This is a genomic window from Frigoribacterium endophyticum (genome assembly GCF_011759585.1).
GTDB classification, from domain to species: Bacteria; Actinomycetota; Actinomycetes; order Actinomycetales; family Microbacteriaceae; genus Frigoribacterium; species Frigoribacterium endophyticum.
Genome location: NZ_JAAOYV010000001.1, coordinates 901,164 through 919,138, shown reverse-complemented (window position 1 = coordinate 919,138; position 17,975 = coordinate 901,164). Strand labels below are relative to the sequence as shown.

12 protein-coding genes are annotated in these 17,975 nt (G+C 73.2%); 1 reads left to right on the top strand and 11 read right to left on the bottom strand.

Annotation, left to right across the window (positions count from 1 at the left end; genetic code table 11):
* Positions 1-4: 4 nt before the first annotated feature.
* From FHR77_RS04275 to FHR77_RS04245, 7 genes are all read right to left on the bottom strand, one after another.
* The gene (locus FHR77_RS04275) at positions 5-2,371 is read right to left on the bottom strand and encodes a transglutaminaseTgpA domain-containing protein (RefSeq protein WP_167258965.1); all 2,367 of its coding nucleotides are present in this window, start codon (positions 2,369-2,371) and stop codon (positions 5-7) included.
* Complete coding sequence (locus FHR77_RS04270; protein WP_167258964.1) at positions 2,368-3,810, bottom strand: DUF58 domain-containing protein; 1,443 nt, start codon at positions 3,808-3,810, stop codon at positions 2,368-2,370. Before FHR77_RS04270 ends, FHR77_RS04275 begins: the two co-directional genes overlap by 4 nt.
* Entirely contained in the window at positions 3,807-4,778 is a 972-nt protein-coding gene (locus FHR77_RS04265) for an AAA family ATPase (RefSeq protein WP_167258963.1), read from the bottom strand. The genes FHR77_RS04270 and FHR77_RS04265 overlap by 4 nt, the downstream gene beginning before the upstream one ends.
* Positions 4,779-4,818: 40 nt before the next feature.
* Positions 4,819-10,650, bottom strand: a complete 5,832-nt coding sequence (locus tag FHR77_RS04260) for an Ig-like domain-containing protein (RefSeq protein ID WP_167258962.1) — start codon at positions 10,648-10,650, stop codon at positions 4,819-4,821.
* Positions 10,647-12,110, bottom strand: a complete 1,464-nt coding sequence (locus FHR77_RS04255) for a protein kinase domain-containing protein (RefSeq protein ID WP_167258961.1) — start codon at positions 12,108-12,110, stop codon at positions 10,647-10,649. Before FHR77_RS04255 ends, FHR77_RS04260 begins: the two co-directional genes overlap by 4 nt.
* Before the next feature lie 166 nt (positions 12,111-12,276).
* A complete protein-coding gene (locus FHR77_RS04250) occupies positions 12,277-13,095 on the bottom strand; it encodes a protein phosphatase 2C domain-containing protein (protein ID WP_167258960.1) in 819 nt (272 codons plus the stop codon).
* Positions 13,092-13,589: an FHA domain-containing protein gene (locus FHR77_RS04245; protein ID WP_341777217.1), complete on the bottom strand. Its 498-nt coding sequence runs from the start codon at positions 13,587-13,589 to the stop codon at positions 13,092-13,094. The genes FHR77_RS04250 and FHR77_RS04245 overlap by 4 nt, the downstream gene beginning before the upstream one ends.
* Positions 13,590-13,864: 275 nt before the next feature.
* Here FHR77_RS04245 and FHR77_RS04240 point away from each other — a divergent pair, with 275 nt between their 5' ends.
* The gene (locus FHR77_RS04240; protein WP_167258958.1) at positions 13,865-14,431 is read left to right on the top strand and encodes a methylated-DNA--[protein]-cysteine S-methyltransferase; all 567 of its coding nucleotides are present in this window, start codon (positions 13,865-13,867) and stop codon (positions 14,429-14,431) included.
* A gap of 67 nt (positions 14,432-14,498) precedes the next feature.
* Here the strand turns inward: FHR77_RS04240 and FHR77_RS04235 are convergent, their stop codons facing one another.
* Genes FHR77_RS04235 through FHR77_RS04220 form a run of 4 tightly spaced genes read right to left on the bottom strand, consistent with a single transcriptional unit; the run spans position 14,499 to position 17,948 of the window.
* Entirely contained in the window at positions 14,499-15,260 is a 762-nt protein-coding gene (locus tag FHR77_RS04235) for a peroxide stress protein YaaA (RefSeq protein WP_167258957.1), read from the bottom strand.
* A gap of 25 nt (positions 15,261-15,285) precedes the next feature.
* The gene (locus FHR77_RS04230; protein WP_167258956.1) at positions 15,286-15,546 is read right to left on the bottom strand and encodes a F0F1 ATP synthase subunit epsilon; all 261 of its coding nucleotides are present in this window, start codon (positions 15,544-15,546) and stop codon (positions 15,286-15,288) included.
* Positions 15,547-15,548: 2 nt separating this feature from the next.
* Positions 15,549-17,009, bottom strand: coding sequence for a F0F1 ATP synthase subunit beta (gene atpD / locus FHR77_RS04225; protein WP_167258955.1), 1,461 nt, complete (start codon positions 17,007-17,009; stop codon positions 15,549-15,551).
* Between the two features lie 39 nt (positions 17,010-17,048).
* Entirely contained in the window at positions 17,049-17,948 is a 900-nt protein-coding gene (locus tag FHR77_RS04220; protein ID WP_167258954.1) for a F0F1 ATP synthase subunit gamma, read from the bottom strand.
* Positions 17,949-17,975 lie beyond the last annotated feature (27 nt).

Here is a 17,975-nt window from a genome sequence, read left to right as displayed (position 1 = left end):
TCCTCTAGCGCTCGGGACGTGTCCGGCCATGGTATCGACGGAGCGAGCGGAGCGAGACCGCCGCCTTGACCCGCTGCCACCGGGTGAGGCCCTCCCCGAGCGACCGGCGGAGGTCCTCGACGACGGCCCAGACGCGGTCGGCGTCCTCCTCCGGCGGGGCGGACGGCCCGAAGACCGCCCGGTCGGCCACGCGGGCCAGCACCGCCGTCCGCGCTCCCCCCACCCGGGCGGCGACCTCGCTGCGGGTCGCCGCCGGTGGCGTGTCGACGCCGTGGTCGACCACGGCGTCCTCGAACTCCCGCCAGCCGCCGGTGATCCGGGCCGCGGCCGACGCCGCCCTCCGGCGGCGTCGACGACGGCGGACCTTCAGCCCGACCACGGCCAGGAACGGCGCCGCCACGATCCCCGCGACCACGGCGAGCCACCCGGCGACCGTGACGACCACGAGGAGCGCCGCGAGCCACTCGGGGGGCGTGTCGGCGTCCTCCTGCGCCGTCTGCGGCGGAGCCTGGTCGTCGCGCACCTGCGGGTCCTGCGGGGGCGGCTGCACGACGGACTGCGGGCGCGAGACCTGGCTCGGGTCCTGCAGCTGCTCCTCGGGGACGGGGCGTTCCTCCGGGTTCGGGTCGAGGGCCACCCAGCCGAACTGGGCGGTGTCGACCTCGATCCAGGCGGTGACGTCGCCACCGGTGATCGCGACGGCCCCCTGGTCGTCGACGGGCGCCTCCTCGCCCGGCACGAAGCCCATCACCACGCGGGCGGGGAAGCCGAGCTGGTCGGCCATCAGGGCGGCCGCGGTCGCGTACTGCTCGCCGTCGCCGACCATGACCGGGTCCGTGAAGAGCTGGGCGATGCGGTCGGCCCCGTGGCCCGACCGGCTGGACGGCTCGTCGGCGGAGACGCCGTGGCTCACGTAGCCCTGCGTCCGGAGGCCCTCGAGGGCGGCCTGCAGCTGGGCACCCGGCCCCGTGACTCCCTCGACGTAGCCGTCCAGGGCCGTGCTCAGCTCGTCGGGGACGGCCCGGGGCGCCGGGACGGCGTCGGTGCCGGGCGTCAGACCGTCGAGGTCTCCCCCGGACGGCTGCCGGGGCAGGACGGCCTGGAGGCTGTAGGTGTCGCCCTCGGAGACTCCCCCGACGACGGCGGCCGTGCTCGTCACGTCGTTGTAGTAGAACCGCTCCCGTCGTGCGGCGGCGGTCGGGCCCGAGAAGGCGACGTCGCGGAGCGCCCCCACGGTCGGCAGCCAGATGCCGTCGTAGGAGCCGACGTCGACCGACACGCTCGTCGGCGCGCCCACGACGGCGGACTGGTCGACGGTGGACGGCACGAGGTCGAAGGTGCCCGACGCGCTCGACACCGAGCCGCTGCCGACCGTGTACGAGACGCCGTCGTAGGTGTCGAGGGTCGCGAGGCGCAGCAGCTGCCCGGGCGCGAGCCCCCGGACGCGGAAGACCTCGTCGTCGACGAGCGGCTCCTGCTCGTAGACGCGGAAGCGCGTCAGCGGGCTCACCTCGTCGCGCGGGTCGAACGGCTGGGCGACGAGCGAGCGGGCCACCACCCGGTCGCTCGGGGACGGCAGGAGGGCGACGGCCCCGACGGCGGTGGAGGCGGCCACGACCAGGGTCAGGACGGTGCCCGCGACGGCACGCCCCGCGACGGTCCCGTGCCCGTGGCCCGTCGAGCTCGCCGGGCGGCTCCCCGCGAGGGCGTCGACCGCCAGGCGACGACGACGGAGGCGCCACCAGACGAACCAGGCGACGCACGTCGTGAGCAGCGCCAGCCCGGCGACCCGCGGCAGGACGGCGTCCTGCGGCCCGAGGACGATGCCGGCCAGGTGGACGACGACGGGACCGGCGATCGCCAGCTCGCCGCGCCGGGTGCGGAGCGCCACGGACGTCCCGACGACCGAGACGACGAGCAGCAGCACGAACAGCGGCACGAGCAGCGCCTCGTAGCTGCCGACGGGCAACGAGATGGTCAGCAGCTGCTTCCAGCCGAGGGCGGTGCCGACGACCAGCTGACGGAGGCCGTCGAGGGTGGGGAGGACTCCCCAGAGCGCACCGGAGGGCACGGCGAGGGGGACGCCGAGCAGGAGGTACGCCGCCACCGTGGCCAGGAGGACGACGAAGCTGGAGAGGCGCAGCACGGCTCCGGCGACGCCGACCGTGGTGCCGACGAGCACCGTCACCACGACGGTGACGACGAACTCCGCGCTCTGGTAGACGGGCCAGAACGGCAGCACGGAGACGAGGGTGGCCAGCCCGAGCAGCGCGCACGCGAGGGAGACGAAGGAGGCGCGGAGCCGGGGCCGCCGGACCCGCACCCGCAGGTCACCGGCCCGTCGGCGCTCCCCCAGGTCGTGCGCGGTCACGTCGCCGCCGCCCGGGCCAGGGAGAGCGCCAGGTCGTCGAGGTACCCCACCGTCAGCACCGTCAGGTCGGCGACGCGCACCATGCCCGGCACCGACTCGGGGTCGCAGACGACGGCGACGGCCTCGACGCCGAGCGGGAACTGCAGGGCGGCGGACCGCATCTCGGTCAGGGTGGTGCTCGACCCCACCACGAGGAACGCGACGCTCACCCCCGACACCTGCGTGCTCGACACGCGCGCCACGTCGTCGATCCGCAGGGCCGACTCGTCGCGCTCCACGACCGCGAGGTCGTCGAGGAGGCGGTTGCGGGTCAGCGTGCTGAGCTCACGGACGGCGAGCACCTTGCGCTTGGCGAACTCCGGCGTGCGCTCGCCCACCACCACGCTCACCTGCCGGGCGTCGCGGATCGCCCGGACGCCGAGGGAGCCGGCAACGCTGACGGCCAGCTCGAACTCCTCGTCGCCCGCGAAGTCGTCGCGGGCGACGCTGAGGGCGATGACGACGTGGCTCCGGCGGCTCTCCTCGAACTGGCGGACCATGTAGGTGCCGGTCTTGGCGGTCGAGCGCCAGTGGATGTTCCGCCGCTCGTCGCCCGGCTGGTACTCCCTCAGGGCGTGGAAGGAGATGTCGCTCGGGCTGAGGTCCCTCGTGGGGTTGCCCTCGAGGTCGCGGATGAGGCCGGTGCTCGAGCTCGCGATGCCGATCGTCCGCGGGTGCACGAAGAGCTCGGTCACGCCCGTCCACTCCAGCTCGCGCCGCACGAGGCCGACCGCGTCGCCCCGGACGGTGCGGACGGGGCCGACCCGCACGACCCCCCGGCGCGTCGTCGGCACGGGGAACGTCTCGGTGAGCGACTCCCCCGCCCGCAGGCCCGGCAGGCTCAGCTCGGCGAGGCCGACGCCGACGGGGACCTCGACGGAGACGCCGAGGAGCCGCCGCCGGGTGGGGTTCTGCACCGTGACCGTCCCGGACGCGTTGTCACCGACGGCGACCCGCTCGTGCGGGAGGTGGAGCTCGACCGTGAAGGCGTTCCTCCCGATCAGGTACACCGCCGCGACGAGGAGCATGACGACCGCGGCCCAGCCGATCACCAGGAGCTCCTGCCAGCCGAGCACCAGGCCCGCCGCCAGGCCGACGGGCGCGGCGACGAGCATCGCCCACCCCACGGGCGTCACGACGCCCGAGACGACCGTGACCGCGCGCGCGGTGACGCGGCGCACGCCGCGGACGGCCCGGACCACGAGCACGAGGCCGTCGGCCACGGGGCCGGTGCGGTCGCCGACGAGCCGCGTGCGGGCGTTCGTCAGCCCGCGCGTGCCGGTCGCGAACGACGCGTCGACGCCCCCGCGGGCGACCTGTCCGCCCCGGGTGCGGCTGCGCTCGCGCGGAGCGACGGACCCGCGCGAGGCCCCGACGGGTCCCGCTGCGTCCTCGTTCACACGGCGACCCTCTCCGCGGGCGGGGGCGTCTCGATGAGGAGCTGGCTGACGACGCTCGACGCCGTGACGCCGTCGAACTCCGCCTCCGGGTCGAGCACGAGTCGGTGAGCCAGGACGGGCTCGGCGAGCACCTTGACGTCGTCGGGCGTCACGTAGTGCCGGCCGAGCGAGGCCGCGTAGGTCTTCGCGCAGCGCACCAGCGACAGCGCACCACGGACGCTCACGCCGAGCCGCACCTCCTGAGCCGTCCGCGTCGCCTCGACGAGCCGGGCGACGTAGTCGTTGATCGTCGACTCGACGTGCACCGTGCGGGCGAGACGGGCCATCTCGACGACGACGCCGGCCTGGACCACGGGCGAGATCGACCCCTCGTGGACCCGCGTCGCGGAGCCCTCGAGGATCCGGACCGTGGCCGCATGGTCGGGGTAGCCGATGGAGGTCTTCATGACGAACCGGTCGAGCTGGGCCTCGGGGAGGCGGTAGGTGCCCGCCTGCTCGACGGGGTTCTGGGTCGCGATCACCATGAACGGCGCGCCGACGTCGTGGCTGATGCCGTCGACCGTCACCCGCGACTCCTCCATGACCTCCAGCAGGGCCGACTGCGTCTTCGGGCTCGCGCGGTTGATCTCGTCGGCGAGCACGATGTTGGCGAAGACGGGCCCGCGGTGGAACTCGAACTCGCCCTTCTTCTGGTCGTAGATGCTGACGCCGGTGATGTCGCCGGGCAGGAGGTCGGGCGTGAACTGGACCCGGCTGCTCGTGCCCTGCACGGTCTGCGCGACCGCGCGGGCGAGCGAGGTCTTGCCCGTGCCCGGGAAGTCCTCCAGGAGGAGGTGGCCCTCGCTGAGCAGGGCGGTGAACGAGAGCCTGACGACGAACGACTTGCCGAGGAGGACCTGGTCGACGTTGGCGACCAGGCGGCCGAAGATGTCGGAGAACCAGGTCGCCTGCTCGGGGGTCATGCTCATTCTGCTGTCGTCTCTCTGGTCGGCGCGGGGTGGTGGTGCGTCACGAGCACGATGTCGTGAACGAGCCGGGATCCGTGTAGGACGTGCCGTCGGCGTCCACCGTCGTCGTCACGCGGACCGCGTCGGCGTTCGACGGGACCGTGCTCGTCCGGGTGTACCGGACGCCGTCCGGCCCCTCGGTGGTCCACGACGAGGCGATCGGCACGCCGAGCACGTCGAGCGTGACCAGGCGGAACTCCACCGTCGTGGCGCTCACGGAGGCGTCGGGCCCGTTGACGGGGTCGCTCACCGACAGCGGCTGCCCCACGGAGCAGACCGCACCCGCGGCGCGCGTCGCGACCGGGGTGGCGGACGTCGGCGACGACTCGGCGCCGCACTCGGCCCGCGAGGCCCCCACGCGACAGGCGCGGAAGGCGACCGACAGCGTGTTCCCGCTGGGCGAGTCGGTCGCGAGGAACCGGTCGGCGGGCACGTCCGTCCAGGCGCCCGAGCCGATCCGGTACTGGAACCGGTCGACGAGTCCCGTCGCCGCGAGGCCCTCGGCCCGCAGGTCGAAGTTCCCGAACTGGTCGGAGCGCTCCACCGTCACGGAGCCGGAGGCCTGCCCGGGCGGCGTCACGGCCTCGGAGCTCGCGCTGCCGCTCGCGCAGAAGTAGCCGTTGCGGACCACGACGACGTACGACCAGGTGCCGTCGGGAGGAGTGTCCGTCACGCTCGTGCGCGCCTCGTCGGTCAGCAGGGGCGTGCCGGTCGCCGAGCAGCCGCTCGCCCCGGCGTCCTGGGGCTGCCGCCACACGCTGTAGGTCGCCGAGGTGCCACCGGCGAGGTCGGCGGGGGCCTGCCACGACACCGTCACGCTGTTCCGGCTCGCCTCCGCGCGGACGGACGTCGGAGCGCTCGGCGTGCCGACCGCGCGAGCCGACGCCGTGCCGCTCCGGGCCCAGTCGGCGTCGCTGCTCACCTGTGCACGGTTCCGCGCCGAGACGGTCACCCCGTACACCTCGTTCGGGGTGAGGCCGGTCAGGGTCACCGAGGTGGCCGACGTCGACTGGGCCGCCGCGCCCGCGCGCTCGACGACGTAGCCCGTGACGGCGGTGCCCCGCGCGGGCTTCGGCACGGCGTTCCACGACACGTCGAGCGCGCCCGGGGTCGAGCGTGACGGGGTGACCGAGACGCCGGTCGGCGCCGCCGGGACGAAGTCGGCGCTGTAGGTGTCGCTGAGGGCGCTCGCCGGGGAGTCTCCGACGGCGTTGGTCGCGACGACCGCGAACTGGTAGGTCTGCTCCGGGGCGAGGTCGGTCAGCGTGCAGACCGTGGAGAGCCCGCAGTCCTTCGAGTAGGGCGACCCGCCGCTGCCGGTGCCCACGAGGCGGAACCGGGTGAGCGGCGAGTTGTTCGCCTGCGGAGCCGCGTAGCTCAGCGTCAGCTCTCCGCCGCGGAAGGACCCGGTGCGGGTCGGCGCCGCCGGCTGCGCCGGCACGTCCTGGACGGAGATCGTCACGTTGCCCCACACCTGGCGCTCGGGGTCGCCGGTGACGTCGGCCACCCGGTACTGAAGGTTCGCGTCGCCGGGGGCGGCGCCGGCACCGACGGCGACGGCGAGGGTCCTGTTGTCGGCGCTCGGCGTGACCGTCACGCCCGCCGGCAGGCCGCCTCCCCCCAGGCCCCTGATGTCGACGACGCGGAGCGGCTGCCCGGGGAAGGGGTTGGTCGCCTGGTCGTTGGCGAGCACGTCGATGGTCGCCGAGCTGCCCCGTCGGACGGCCTGGGCGTCGGCGACGGGCTGCGCGAGGGGACGGCTCGACCCCACGACGGCGAGCTGGACCGCGCCCGACTGGCCGGTCGACACGGAGTCGCGGACGGCGACGGGCAGCGTCCGGGAGGTGCCCTTCGGGGTGCCGGCGTCGGCCGTGACCGTCATGCGCTGGCCCGAGACGTCGACGGTGAACCCGGGGGCGGCCTCGGGGCGTGCCTCGAAGCGCAGCTCGCCGACCGCGTCGGGGTACGGGTACGTCGTGAGGCGCGTCAGGTCGAGCGTCCGCGACTCGCCGGGCTCGAGGGCGATCGACGTCCCGGTGAAGGTGGGCGGCTGGTTCTCGCGCGGCGTGACCGTGACCGGGAGCACGAGCGTCGCGGTCCGCCCCTCGGGGTCGTCCGCGGACGTGCCGTCGGTGACCTCGAACGAGAGGGAGGCGGCCCCGAAATAGAGGTCGGCCGACGTGTACGCCAGCGTGGTCTCGTCGACGACGAGGTCGTCCCCGTTCGCGTGGGTGGCTCGCACGGCTCCGGGGTTCGTCAGGCGGACGGCCTTGCCGCCGGCCGCGATGACGTACCGGCTGAGGTCGACGACGACGCGCTGGCCGCTGACGACCGTCACCGGACGCGCCCGCTTGTCGAGCTGCGGCAGGGCGTCGTCGAAGCCGGGGACCCGGATGAAGGCCGTCGCCCGGACTCCCGGGTCGTCGGGGTGGGTGACGAAGAACGGGATGATCTGCGCGCGGTCGGTCAGGGTGACGCGCACGCGACGGTCGGAGGTCACCACGGACGTGCCGTCGTAGCCGGGCTCGATGCCGAGGCCCAGCTCGGAGACGGGGCCGTCGGCGAAGAAGACGTTGGCGAGGACGGCCACGTCGACGGACTCCCGGCCGCTGATGTCGGCGAGGTCGAGAACCGTGTCGGACGCCGTGGGGCGGTTGAGGGGCGCGTCGGCGTCGACGGTGACCGTGACGAAGCTCGAGCTGGAGCCGCCCTGCGCGTTCTCGACCGTGTAGACGAGGCCGTACGACCCCTCGGCCCGGGGCGGCGTCACCTCGACGAGCGAGCCGTCCACGACCTCGGCGGTCGTGGCCTCGTCGGAGGCCTGCACCTGGGTCACGGTGAGGGCTCCCCCGTCGGGGTCGGAGTCGTTCTCGAGCACCCTGACCGTCACTGTGCCGCCCGGCCGCATCGTCACGACGTCCGCGACGGCGACCGGGTTCCGCGAGCCGTCGGCGCGCGCCGCGATGCCGATCCGCAGCTTGCCCGTCGCCCGGGCGCCCAGGCCGTCGACCACGGTGTACGTGAACTCGTCCGTGCCCGCCGCCGAGGCGTTGGCCTGGTACTGGACGTAGTCGGCCCCCACCTCCGTCACGTTGCCCTTCTCGGGGCTCGTGCCGATGCCCAGCAGGCTGACGCTGTCGCCGTCGGGGTCGACGCCGGTGAGGGGCACGCTGACCCGCACGGTCTGGCCCGCGACCACCCGCGCCGTGACGGTCTGCGGCACGGGGGCGTTGTTGGTCGAGGCGTCCGCCTCGCGCACCGAGATCGAGACCTGGGCGGAGTCGATCTGCCCGTCGCTCCCCCGCACGGCGTACACCGCGGTGACGTTGCCCGGCGTGGCCGGCGCGAGGTACCGCAGCTTCGTGGCCGACGTGAACAGGAGGCCGCCGTCGGCAGGGACGCCCCGGACGAGGTCGGCGACCAGGGTCAGGTCGTCGCCGTCGGGCTGCTCGTCGTTCGCCAGGACGTCGATGTCGATGGCGTCCCCCACCCGGACGGTGACCTGGTCGTCGGTCGCCACGGGGGGCTGCGTCTGCTGGCGCCGGGGTATCTCGACGACCGTGACCGTGCCCTCGGCCGTCGCGAGGCCGTTGGACACCGTGTACGTGAGGCCCACGGGGCCCTCGAGCGGAGCGGCCAGCGTGATGCGCAGGTAGCGCTGCTCGAGGGTCTCGACCCGGACGCCGGAGCTGAGGGGCACCTCGGAGGTGCCGGTCACCATGAGGACGTTGCCCGCGGGGTCGAGATCGGTCGCGACGACGTCGAGGGTCTGCGAGCTCAGCGTCTCGACGAAGACCGTCTTCGGCGTCGTCACCGGAGGCGTGGCGGGGTCGGGAGGCGACTGGACGTCGATCCGGACGACGCCCGTGGCGGTCTGGTCGCCGTCCGTGACGGTGTACTCGAGGTTGTGCGTGCGGACCTCGTCGCTGACGAACCGGAAGGTGCCGGCGTCGTAGCTGGGCGTCACGGTCGAGCCCGCCTTGGCCGGCACGCTGTTCAGCCGGAGCTCGCCGGAGCCTCCACGGGCGTAGTCGAGGGGGCGGACGGTCACCTGGCGCCCCGCGTAGGCCTGCACCGTGAACGAGTCGGCCCGGAGGGTCGCCGCCCCGCCGACCGTGATCGTGAGCAGCCCGCGCCCCTCGGCCTGGCCGTCGCTCACCGTGAGGGCGAGGTCGACCGTGTCGGCGCCCGCCCCGGGATCCTGGTAGACCACGTCGCCGGACGGCTTGTACGAGACCCCGTCGGCACCCGACGCGGTCGTGAGGTAGAAGGCGTCGCCGTCCGGATCGACCCAGTCGCCGAGGACGGCGGTCGAGACCCGCCCGGCCGACGACACCGTCGCGGTGGAGCGACGGACCTGGGCGGGCGGGCCGTTCTCGCCCTCTCGCCGGATCGTGACCGTCGCCACGGCCGAGTCCGTGCCGCCGCGCCCGTCGCTCACCGTGTAGTCGACCAGCACCGCCCCGGCGGCGTCGTCGGCGAGGGTCAGCAGCACCTGCTGGCGGTCGTTGACGAGGTCGAGGCGCCCCACGGCGGGATCGATCTCCCCGACGCTCTCGATGACGAGCGGGTCTCCGTTGGGGTCGTAGTCGTTGAGCAGCACGGGCAGGGTGCTCGCCCGCCCGGGCCTGGCACCGAGGGCGTCGTCGACGGCCACGGGGGCCTTCTGGTCGGGGTCGAGCTCCGGCGGCTGGTCGGTGGAGTCGTTCTCCTCCTGCTCCTCCTGCTGCTCCTCGTCGAGGAGCTCGTCCCAGTTGTCGATGACGGAGCCGTCGCCCTGCACCGCCCAGCTGCGCCCGCCGGCCGGGTCGTTGAGCACGACGTGCTCGCCGTGGACCGCCAGGACGAGATCGGAGGTGGCCGGCACGCCGTCGAGCTCGAGGAGGCCGCCACGGGCGCCGGAGCAGTCGCTCCAGGCAGACCCGCCGGCCCAGGCCGCGTACGTGCAGCCCGCGACGACGACGGGCCGAGCGGGCGCCCCCGCCTGCCCGGTCACGACCTCCTCCGGCTCCCCGCCGGAGAAGGGGACCCGGAGGAGCGCCGACGACGTGGCGACGAGCACGCCGTCGCCGTCGTCGGTCGCCTGCTGCAGCGCCAGCCCGCCGTCAGCGTCGGCACCGAGGTCGACCAGGGCGCCGTCGACGACGAGCTCGCCCGTGGCGAGGTCGAGCACGGCGGAGCGGCCGCCGACGCTCGTGACCTGGAAGGGGCCGTCACCGGTCAGCGTGGTGGCGTCCGTCGACGAGACGACGAGGTCGTCGGGCGAGTCGATGCGCGACACCGCTCCGGTCTCCGCCGAGAAGACTGTGGTGACGCCGCCGGGGCTGACGCTCGTGACGACATCGGCGCCGAGGCTCAGGGCGGCGTCGACGTCGCTGCTGAACGACGCCAGGGAGTCGAGGGGCTGGCTCCAGAGCTCGCCCGTGCCCTGCGAGACGATCAGTGCCCGGTCGCCCGCGATGGCGACGTCGGGCGACTCGGGAGGGAGCGGCACCGTGTCGCCCAGGGTGGCCGTCGCGGGGTCGACGACCCCCACCGTCGCGGCCGTCCGGTCGACGAGCAGCACGTCCTGGCCCGACTGGGCGACGGCGAGGTCCGTGCCCGTGGCGCGGACCGCCGCGTTCAGCTCGCGGACGTCGGCGTTCGCGCGGCCCACGGCCGACCGGGCGCCGTTCGCCACCCACACGGTCCCGTCGTCGAGGTCGAGGCGCTGCGCCTCGTACCCGGTGCTGACGACGGCCACGCCCGCCACGACGGCCGCGATCACCACCGAGCTCAGGCCGGTGGCCACGGCGGAGCGCCGTCGCGAGGCCCAGGAGAGCAGGCGGCTCACGGCGTGCGCTCCACCGTCGCGCACGTCTCGGCGCTCGGCTCGCCGCTGCGGCCCCCTCGGTTGACGCTCACGGTCACGCAGACCTCGGCGTCGGGGTCGGAGGGGCTGGCCACGAAGCGACCGACGGTCTGCTGGCTGGAGTCGTCACCGGTCGCGATGACGTACGAGTCCCCGGGCCGGAGGCCGGGGTCGCTCCAGGAGAAGACGACGGACGTGCCGTCGCTGGAGGTCGAGATGCCCGTGACCCGCGGGATCTCGGTGGAGGTGGCCCGCACGAGCACGAGCGTCGCCGTGGCCCCCAGCGCGATGACGACCACCCCGGCGGCCACGAGCAGCCAGACGAGGGCGAGGACGCGTCGGTCACGACGCGCCGGCCGCGTGCCCGTGCTGCGCAGCAGGGCACGGCTCTGCCCCGGCCCCGCCTGGCCCCGAGCGCCGGCGCCCCCGAGCGGCCCGTGGACGGCGGCAGCCTGCGCCTCCGTGACCTGACGTCGCCGCCGTCGCCGGCGCCGCGTCGCGACGACGGGCGCCACGCCCCGGATGCGCGTCTTCTCCTCGAGGTCGGTCACCGTGGCGAGGGCCCAGTCGTCGACGGCGACCTCGATCGGCGTCTGGCCCACCCCGACCTCCGACTCGACCTGCTGCAGCTCGCGGAGGAGCTCGAGCACGCTCGACTGGCGCTGCTCGGGGCGGCGCGACATGGAGCGGGCCAGGATGCGCTCGAGGCTCGGCGGCACGTCCGTCCGGCCCGTCGGGACGAGCTTGGCCTTGTCGATCCGGCCGATGAGCTCGGACGCCCCGTTCTTGTCGCTCCCGAGGATCTCGAAGGGGCTGCGACCCGCCAGCAGGGAGTAGACGGTGGCGCCCAGCGACCAGACCTCCGACTCGACGGTGCCCGCCGTCTCGTCGAGGAGGACCTCGGGCGCCGACCACGGGATCGACATGCCGACGACCTCCTGCGGCTCGCTCTCGCTGAGGGAGGCGGCGATGCCGAAGTCGGACAGCACCGGGTGGCCGTAGGCGGTCATGAGGATGTTCGACGGCTTGATGTCGCGGTGCAGCACCCCGGCCCGGTGCGCCGTCTCGACGGCGGAGCCGATCGCCACGCCGATCCGCAGGACGTCCGCCACGGGGATCCGGTCACGCCGGTAGCGCTCGCTGAGCGACGACGAGCAGAGCTCCATCACGAGGTACGGACGGCCGTCGGCAGAGACGCTGGCCTGGTAGACGGTGAGGATGGACGGGTGCGAGCTGAGCTGTGCCATGAGGTTGGCCTCGGCCTGGAACATCTGCCGCACCTGGTCGTTGACGACCTCGCTCAGCATCACCTTGACGGCCACCTGGCGTCGGGGCATGTTCTGCTCGTAGAGGAAGACGTCGGCGAAGCCGCCGGAGCCGAGCACGTGCACCGACGAGAAGCCCGGCAGGACGGGCGGAGTGGACGGCAGTCGTCGTGCCACGTCGCCTCCCGCCCCGCGCCGTCGGCGCGATCTGCCTCGATCACGTCGACGCGCCGCCGACCGGATCGATTCTAGGTCGGCACCCCGAGGCACCGGGTCGACGAGAGCGTTCGGGGGACAACGCCGGTCCCCCCACTTCGGGGGAGGGCTCGTCGCCCGAGGGGCGTCAGCGAGGGACCGTGGTCTCGTCCGCCTCGGTGTCGCCCTCCGGGGGCGTGCCCCGCACGACGACGACCACGGCCGTCACGTTGTCACGGCCGCCCGCGGCCACCGCCTGCTCGACGAGGTCCGCGGCCGCCCCGGAGGCGTCGTCGGCCGCCCCGAGGGTCGTCGCGATGGCACGGGCGTCGAGCTCCTTCGTGAGCCCGTCGGAGCAGACGAGGAGGCGCTGGCCGGGCCTGAGGGGCACGCGCCAGTAGTCGGGTCGGGGCTCCACGTCGAAGCCCACGGCACGCGTGATGACGTTGCTGTCGGGGTGCGACTCGGCGTCGTCGGGGTGCAGCATCCCGGCGTCCACCATCTCCTGCACGACGGAGTGGTCGACGGTCACCTGGCGCAGGACGCCGGCGTCGAGGAGGTACACGCGGGAGTCGCCGACGTTGAAGACCGTGAACGACGGCTCGTCGTCGTCGAGCGACAGGAACGCCCCGGTCACCGTCGTGCCGACGCCGAGCTCGGTGTCGGCCGCCGCGACCGCGATCTCCTCCGTGGCGCGCAGCAGCGCCTCCTCGACCGCATCGGTGGTGAGGAAGGGCGCTGTCGCCGCCTCGTGCAGCCGCCGCACGACGGCATCGCTGGCGACGTCGCCGGCGCTGTGCCCGCCCATGCCGTCCGCGACGACGAAGAGGGGAGCCTCGGCGACGTAGCTGTCCTCGTTGTGGGCGCGTCGACGGCCCACGTCGGTCACGCCCGCCCAGTCGAGGGTCAGGGTGGACCCCTCGAGGGCGAGGTGGTGGTCTGTCACGGGGCTGCCGAGCTCTGTCACGGGAGGGGATCTTCCTGGAGGGGGATGCGCTGAGGCGGGAGGACCTCGAGGAGGACGCCGTCGCCGATGTCCACTATGGTCCCTGCGAGGGCCACGACCGACTCGCCCTGCCGGAGTCGGACGGGAACACGGCCCGGCAGCACCACGACCGTGCCGTTCGTCGAGCGCAGGTCGGTCACGACGACCACGTCGCCCTGCTGGTCGAACGACACGTGCGACGCCGAGACCTCACCGCCCGCCGAGGGCACCGCGACGAGCAGCGGCTCGGCGCCCCTGACCACCCGGGGCGCGGCCGGTCGCCGCCCCACGAGCACCGGGCGGTCGAGCCAGTGGACCGCGGCACCCACGCGGACGCCGTGACGCCGACGGGCGGGCCGCGCAGGCGCGGTGCCCGGCTGGCCTCCGCCCGGCCGGGCGCCGCGGGGCCGCACGACGGTGTCGTCGAGGTCCCGGGGCACGGCCCGCCCCGGGGGCGGCGCGAGCGGAGTCACCACGGTGTCGTCGTCACGGGACGAGCATCGGGACGGATCGTCGTGGGCCATGGCGCTCCGGTCGTCGAGGGCAGGCGTGTCGTGACCGACAGGCCGGGAGGCGCGGACCGGTGCCCCGGGACGCCGTCGCTCCAGGCTATCGGCCCGCTGGACCACCTCCCGGCCGGGGAAGCAGGAACGGGTCCGCGGCGACCGTCCACGGGCAGGAGACGGCGAGTTCTCCACAGGGTGCGCCGGTGCCGCCACCCCGGCTCCCCCTGTTCTCCTAGGGTCTCGTCATGAGAACCCTGGCCCTCGTCCCGCCCCCGCCGCCGGGCAGCGGCGCCGACGTCGCCCCGGAGGGGTCCGGCTTCGTCCGGCTCGACTCCCCCATCGGGCGCATCGAGATCCTCAGCCGTGGCTTCGCGGTCGAGCGCGTCGCGGTGGAGTCGGAGGGGCGCCTCCCCCACGACGGCCTCGACGAGCGGCCCGACGCCCTCCTCGTCGCGGCACGGACCCAGGTCCGCGACTACTTCCTCGGCGTGCGCCGGTGGTTCGACCTGCCGCTCCGCCTCACGGGGTCGACCTTCCAGCGCTCGGTCTGGTCCGCGCTAGCGACGGTGGAGTGGGGGCGGACGACCACGTACGGCCGCCTCGGCGAGACGATCGGCAGCCCGCAGGCAGGCCGTGCGGTGGGAGGCGCCGTGCGCGCCAACCCCCTGCCGATCCTCGTCCCCTGCCACCGGGTCCTCGGCCGCACGGGCGGGCTCACCGGCTACACGGTCGGGGCAGGGGTCGACACGAAGCGCTGGCTCCTCCAGCACGAGGGCATCGTCCACCGGGAGGGCCCGGTCGCCGTGCCCTGAGCGCACGCGGCCCCTGAGCCCGACGGCGCAGCGCGCCGTCGGGAGGAGCAGGCGACGGAGGCGCGGGTCAGCCCACCGGGGTCAGGACGGACTCCGAGACCAGCACGGTCTCCCTCGCGCCCGGCTCCAGCGCGATGCCGCGGCCGCCAGCCCACTCGACGAGGTCGTCGAGGGTCTCCAGCGAGGGCCTGTCGTCCAGGAGCGCCCGCACGAGGAGCCCCTTGGACTTCTTGTTGAAGTGGTTCAGCGCCCTGCGCCCCCCGTCGGCGCCGGAGACCACGCGCAGGTACGTCGACCGGTCGGCCGGCGCGACGCCGAGGCCGACATAGCCCTCAGAACGGAGGTCGACGACGACGTCGTCGACCTCGTCGAGGCTCCGGGCGACGGCCGCTCGCCAGGTCGCCTTGAGGCTAGCCCCTGGCAGACGCGAGTCGTGCGACAGACGGTAGGCCGGGACGAGGTCCGTCGCCGAGACGAGACCGAGGAGAGCCGAGTGGACGACGAGGTGGCGGCCCGCCCAGGCCCAGGCGTCGACGGTGAGGTCGGAGGCGCGGACGGGGTCGAACAGGACTCCCGTGTACCTCGACAAGGCCGGCAGCACGGGCGCCGTGGGCAGTGCACGGTTGCGCTCCACCTCAGAGCGGAGCCGTGGCCCGATCTTGAGGGCAGCCAGGGACGCCTCGACGTCCTGCGAGAGGACGGCGAGGCGCGACAGCACGTCCTCGCGCTGAGCACGCAGCTGCGGGAAGGAGAGCCCGTCGAGGTCGACCCCGGACGCACCGCTGCCCCCGTCGACTTTCGTCTCGGACGGGGGCAGCAGGAACAGCACGGTGGAACGGGAGGGAGGAGACGGGTCAGGCCAGCTGCGCGTTGCGCGCGACCACGGTGACCGTGTCGTTCTCGACGGAGAGGAACCCGTCGTCCGCGGTCGCCTCGACGGTGGTGCCGTCGGCCTGGCGGACGCGGACCCGGCCCGTGGCCAGGATGGCGAGGAGAGGCTCGTGACCCGGCAGGATCCCGATCTCACCCTCGGAGGTGCGGGCGACGACGGAGCTCGCCTCGCCCGACCAGACTTCCTGGTCGGCCGAGACGACGCTCACGGTGAGAGCAGCCACGATCAGCCGTTCTCCTTCTGGATCTGAGCCCACTTCTCTTCGACGTCGGAGATGGAGCCGACGTTGAAGAAGGCCTGCGTCGCCACGTGGTCGAACTCGCCGTCCGCGATGGCGGTGAACGACTCGATGGTGTCCTTCAGGGGGACGGTCGAGCCCTCGACGCCCGTGAACTTCTTCGCCATGTAGGTGTTCTGCGAGAGGAACTGCTGGATGCGACGAGCACGGGCGACCGTGATCTTGTCCTCCTCGGAGAGCTCGTCGACACCGAGGATGGCGATGATCTCCTGGAGTTCCTTGTTCTTCTGCAGGATGGCCTTGACGCGGATGGCCGTGTTGTAGTGCGCCTCGCCCAGGTAGCGGGGGTCGAGGATGCGGCTCGTCGAGGTCAGCGGGTCGATCGCCGGGTAGAGGCCCTGCGACGCGATCTCACGCGACAGCTCGGTCGTTGCGTCGAGGTGCGCGAACGTCGTGGCCGGGGCGGGGTCGGTGTAGTCGTCCGCAGGCACGTAGATGGCCTGCAGCGACGTGATCGAGTGGCCGCGGGTCGACGTGATGCGCTCCTGGAGGACGCCCATCTCGTCGGCCAGGTTGGGCTGGTAGCCCACCGCGGAGGGCATGCGACCGAGGAGGGTCGACACCTCGGAACCGGCCTGCGTGAAGCGGAAGATGTTGTCGATGAAGAGCAGGACGTCCTGCTTCTGCACGTCGCGGAAGTACTCCGCCATCGTCAGCGCCGACAGGGCCACGCGGAGGCGCGTTCCCGGCGGCTCGTCCATCTGGCCGAAGACGAGGGCGGTCTTGTCGAACACCCCGGCCTCGTCCATCTCGCCGATGAGGTCGTTGCCCTCACGGGTGCGCTCACCGACACCGGCGAAGACGGAGACTCCACCGTGGTCCTGAGCGACGCGCTGGATCATCTCCTGGATGAGGACGGTCTTGCCGACGCCGGCACCGCCGAACAGGCCGATCTTGCCGCCCTGGACGTACGGGGTCAGGAGGTCGATCGACTTGATGCCCGTCTCGAAGAGCTGGGTCTTCGACTCGAGCTGGTCGAACTGCGGGGGCTTGCGGTGGATCGGCCAGCGCTCGGTGATCTCCACCTTCTGGTCGCCCTCGAGGTTCAGGATGTCGCCGGTGACGCTGAACACCTTGCCCTTGGTCACATCGCCGACGGGGACCGTGATGGGCCCGCCGGTGTCGGTGACCTCCTGGCCACGGACGAGACCGTCGGTGGGCTTGAGGGCGATGGCACGGACGAGGTCGTCACCGAGGTGCTGGGCGACCTCGAGGGTCAGCTCGCTCGTGCTCTCGCCGATGGTGATCGTCGTGTGCAGGGCGTTGTAGATGCCAGGGATGGCGTCGTGCGGGAACTCGATGTCGACGACGGGGCCCGTGACCCGGGCGATTCGCCCGACGCCGGGAGCCGACTCGGTCGCGACCGGCGCGGTTGCGGTGTCAGTCATGGCTTCTCTCTCTTTGGATGGTGAAACTGGGGTGCAGATCTACTTGGCCGAGCTGAGGGCGTCGGCGCCGCCGACGATCTCGGAGATCTGCTGCGTGATCTCCGCCTGGCGAGCGTTGTTCGCGAGGCGGGTGAAGTCGCGGATGAGGGTGTCGGCGTTGTCGCTGGCAGCCTTCATGGCCTTCTGTCGGGCGGCGTGCTCGGAAGCGGCCGACTGCAGCATGGCGTTGAAGATGCGGCTCTCGATGTACACCGGGAGGAGCGAGTCCAGCACCTCGACGGGGTCGGGCTCGAAGTCGTAGAGGGGCAGCACCTCGCCCTCGGCGGGCTCCTCGATGCCCTCCACCACCTCGAGAGGGAGCAGACGGACGACCTCGGGGACCTGGCTGACCATGTTGACGAAGCGGTTGTAGACGATGTGGATCTCGTCGACGCCGCCCTCGGCGGCCTCGGTGAGGAACTTCGACACGACCGCGTCGCCGATCTCCTTCGCCGTCGCGAACTCGGGCTGGTCGGTGTTGCCCGTCCAGATCTGCTCCGAGTCACGCTTGCGGAACGTGAAGTAGTTCTGCGCCTTGCGCCCGACGAGGTAGTAGACGACGTCCTTCCCCTGGCTGCGGAGGAGCTGCGAGAGCTGCTCCGCCTCCTTCAGGGTGTTGGAGCTGAAGGCGCCGTTGAGGCCGCGGTCGGACGTGAAGACCACGACCGCGGCCCGCTCGATCGTCGCCGGCTCGGTGGTGAGGATGTGGTCGACGTCCGAGAACGTCGCCACGGCCGAGACCGCCCGCGTGATGGCACGCGAGTACGGCCCCGAGGCCTTCATCCGCGCCTGCGCCTTCTGGATGCGCGAGGCGGAGATGAGCTCCATGGCGCGCGTGACCTTCTTGGTCGTCTGCGCGGAGCGGATCCTCTGGCGGTAGACCCGTAGCTGGGCTCCCATGACTCTCCTGTTGTCTCGTCAGTCGTG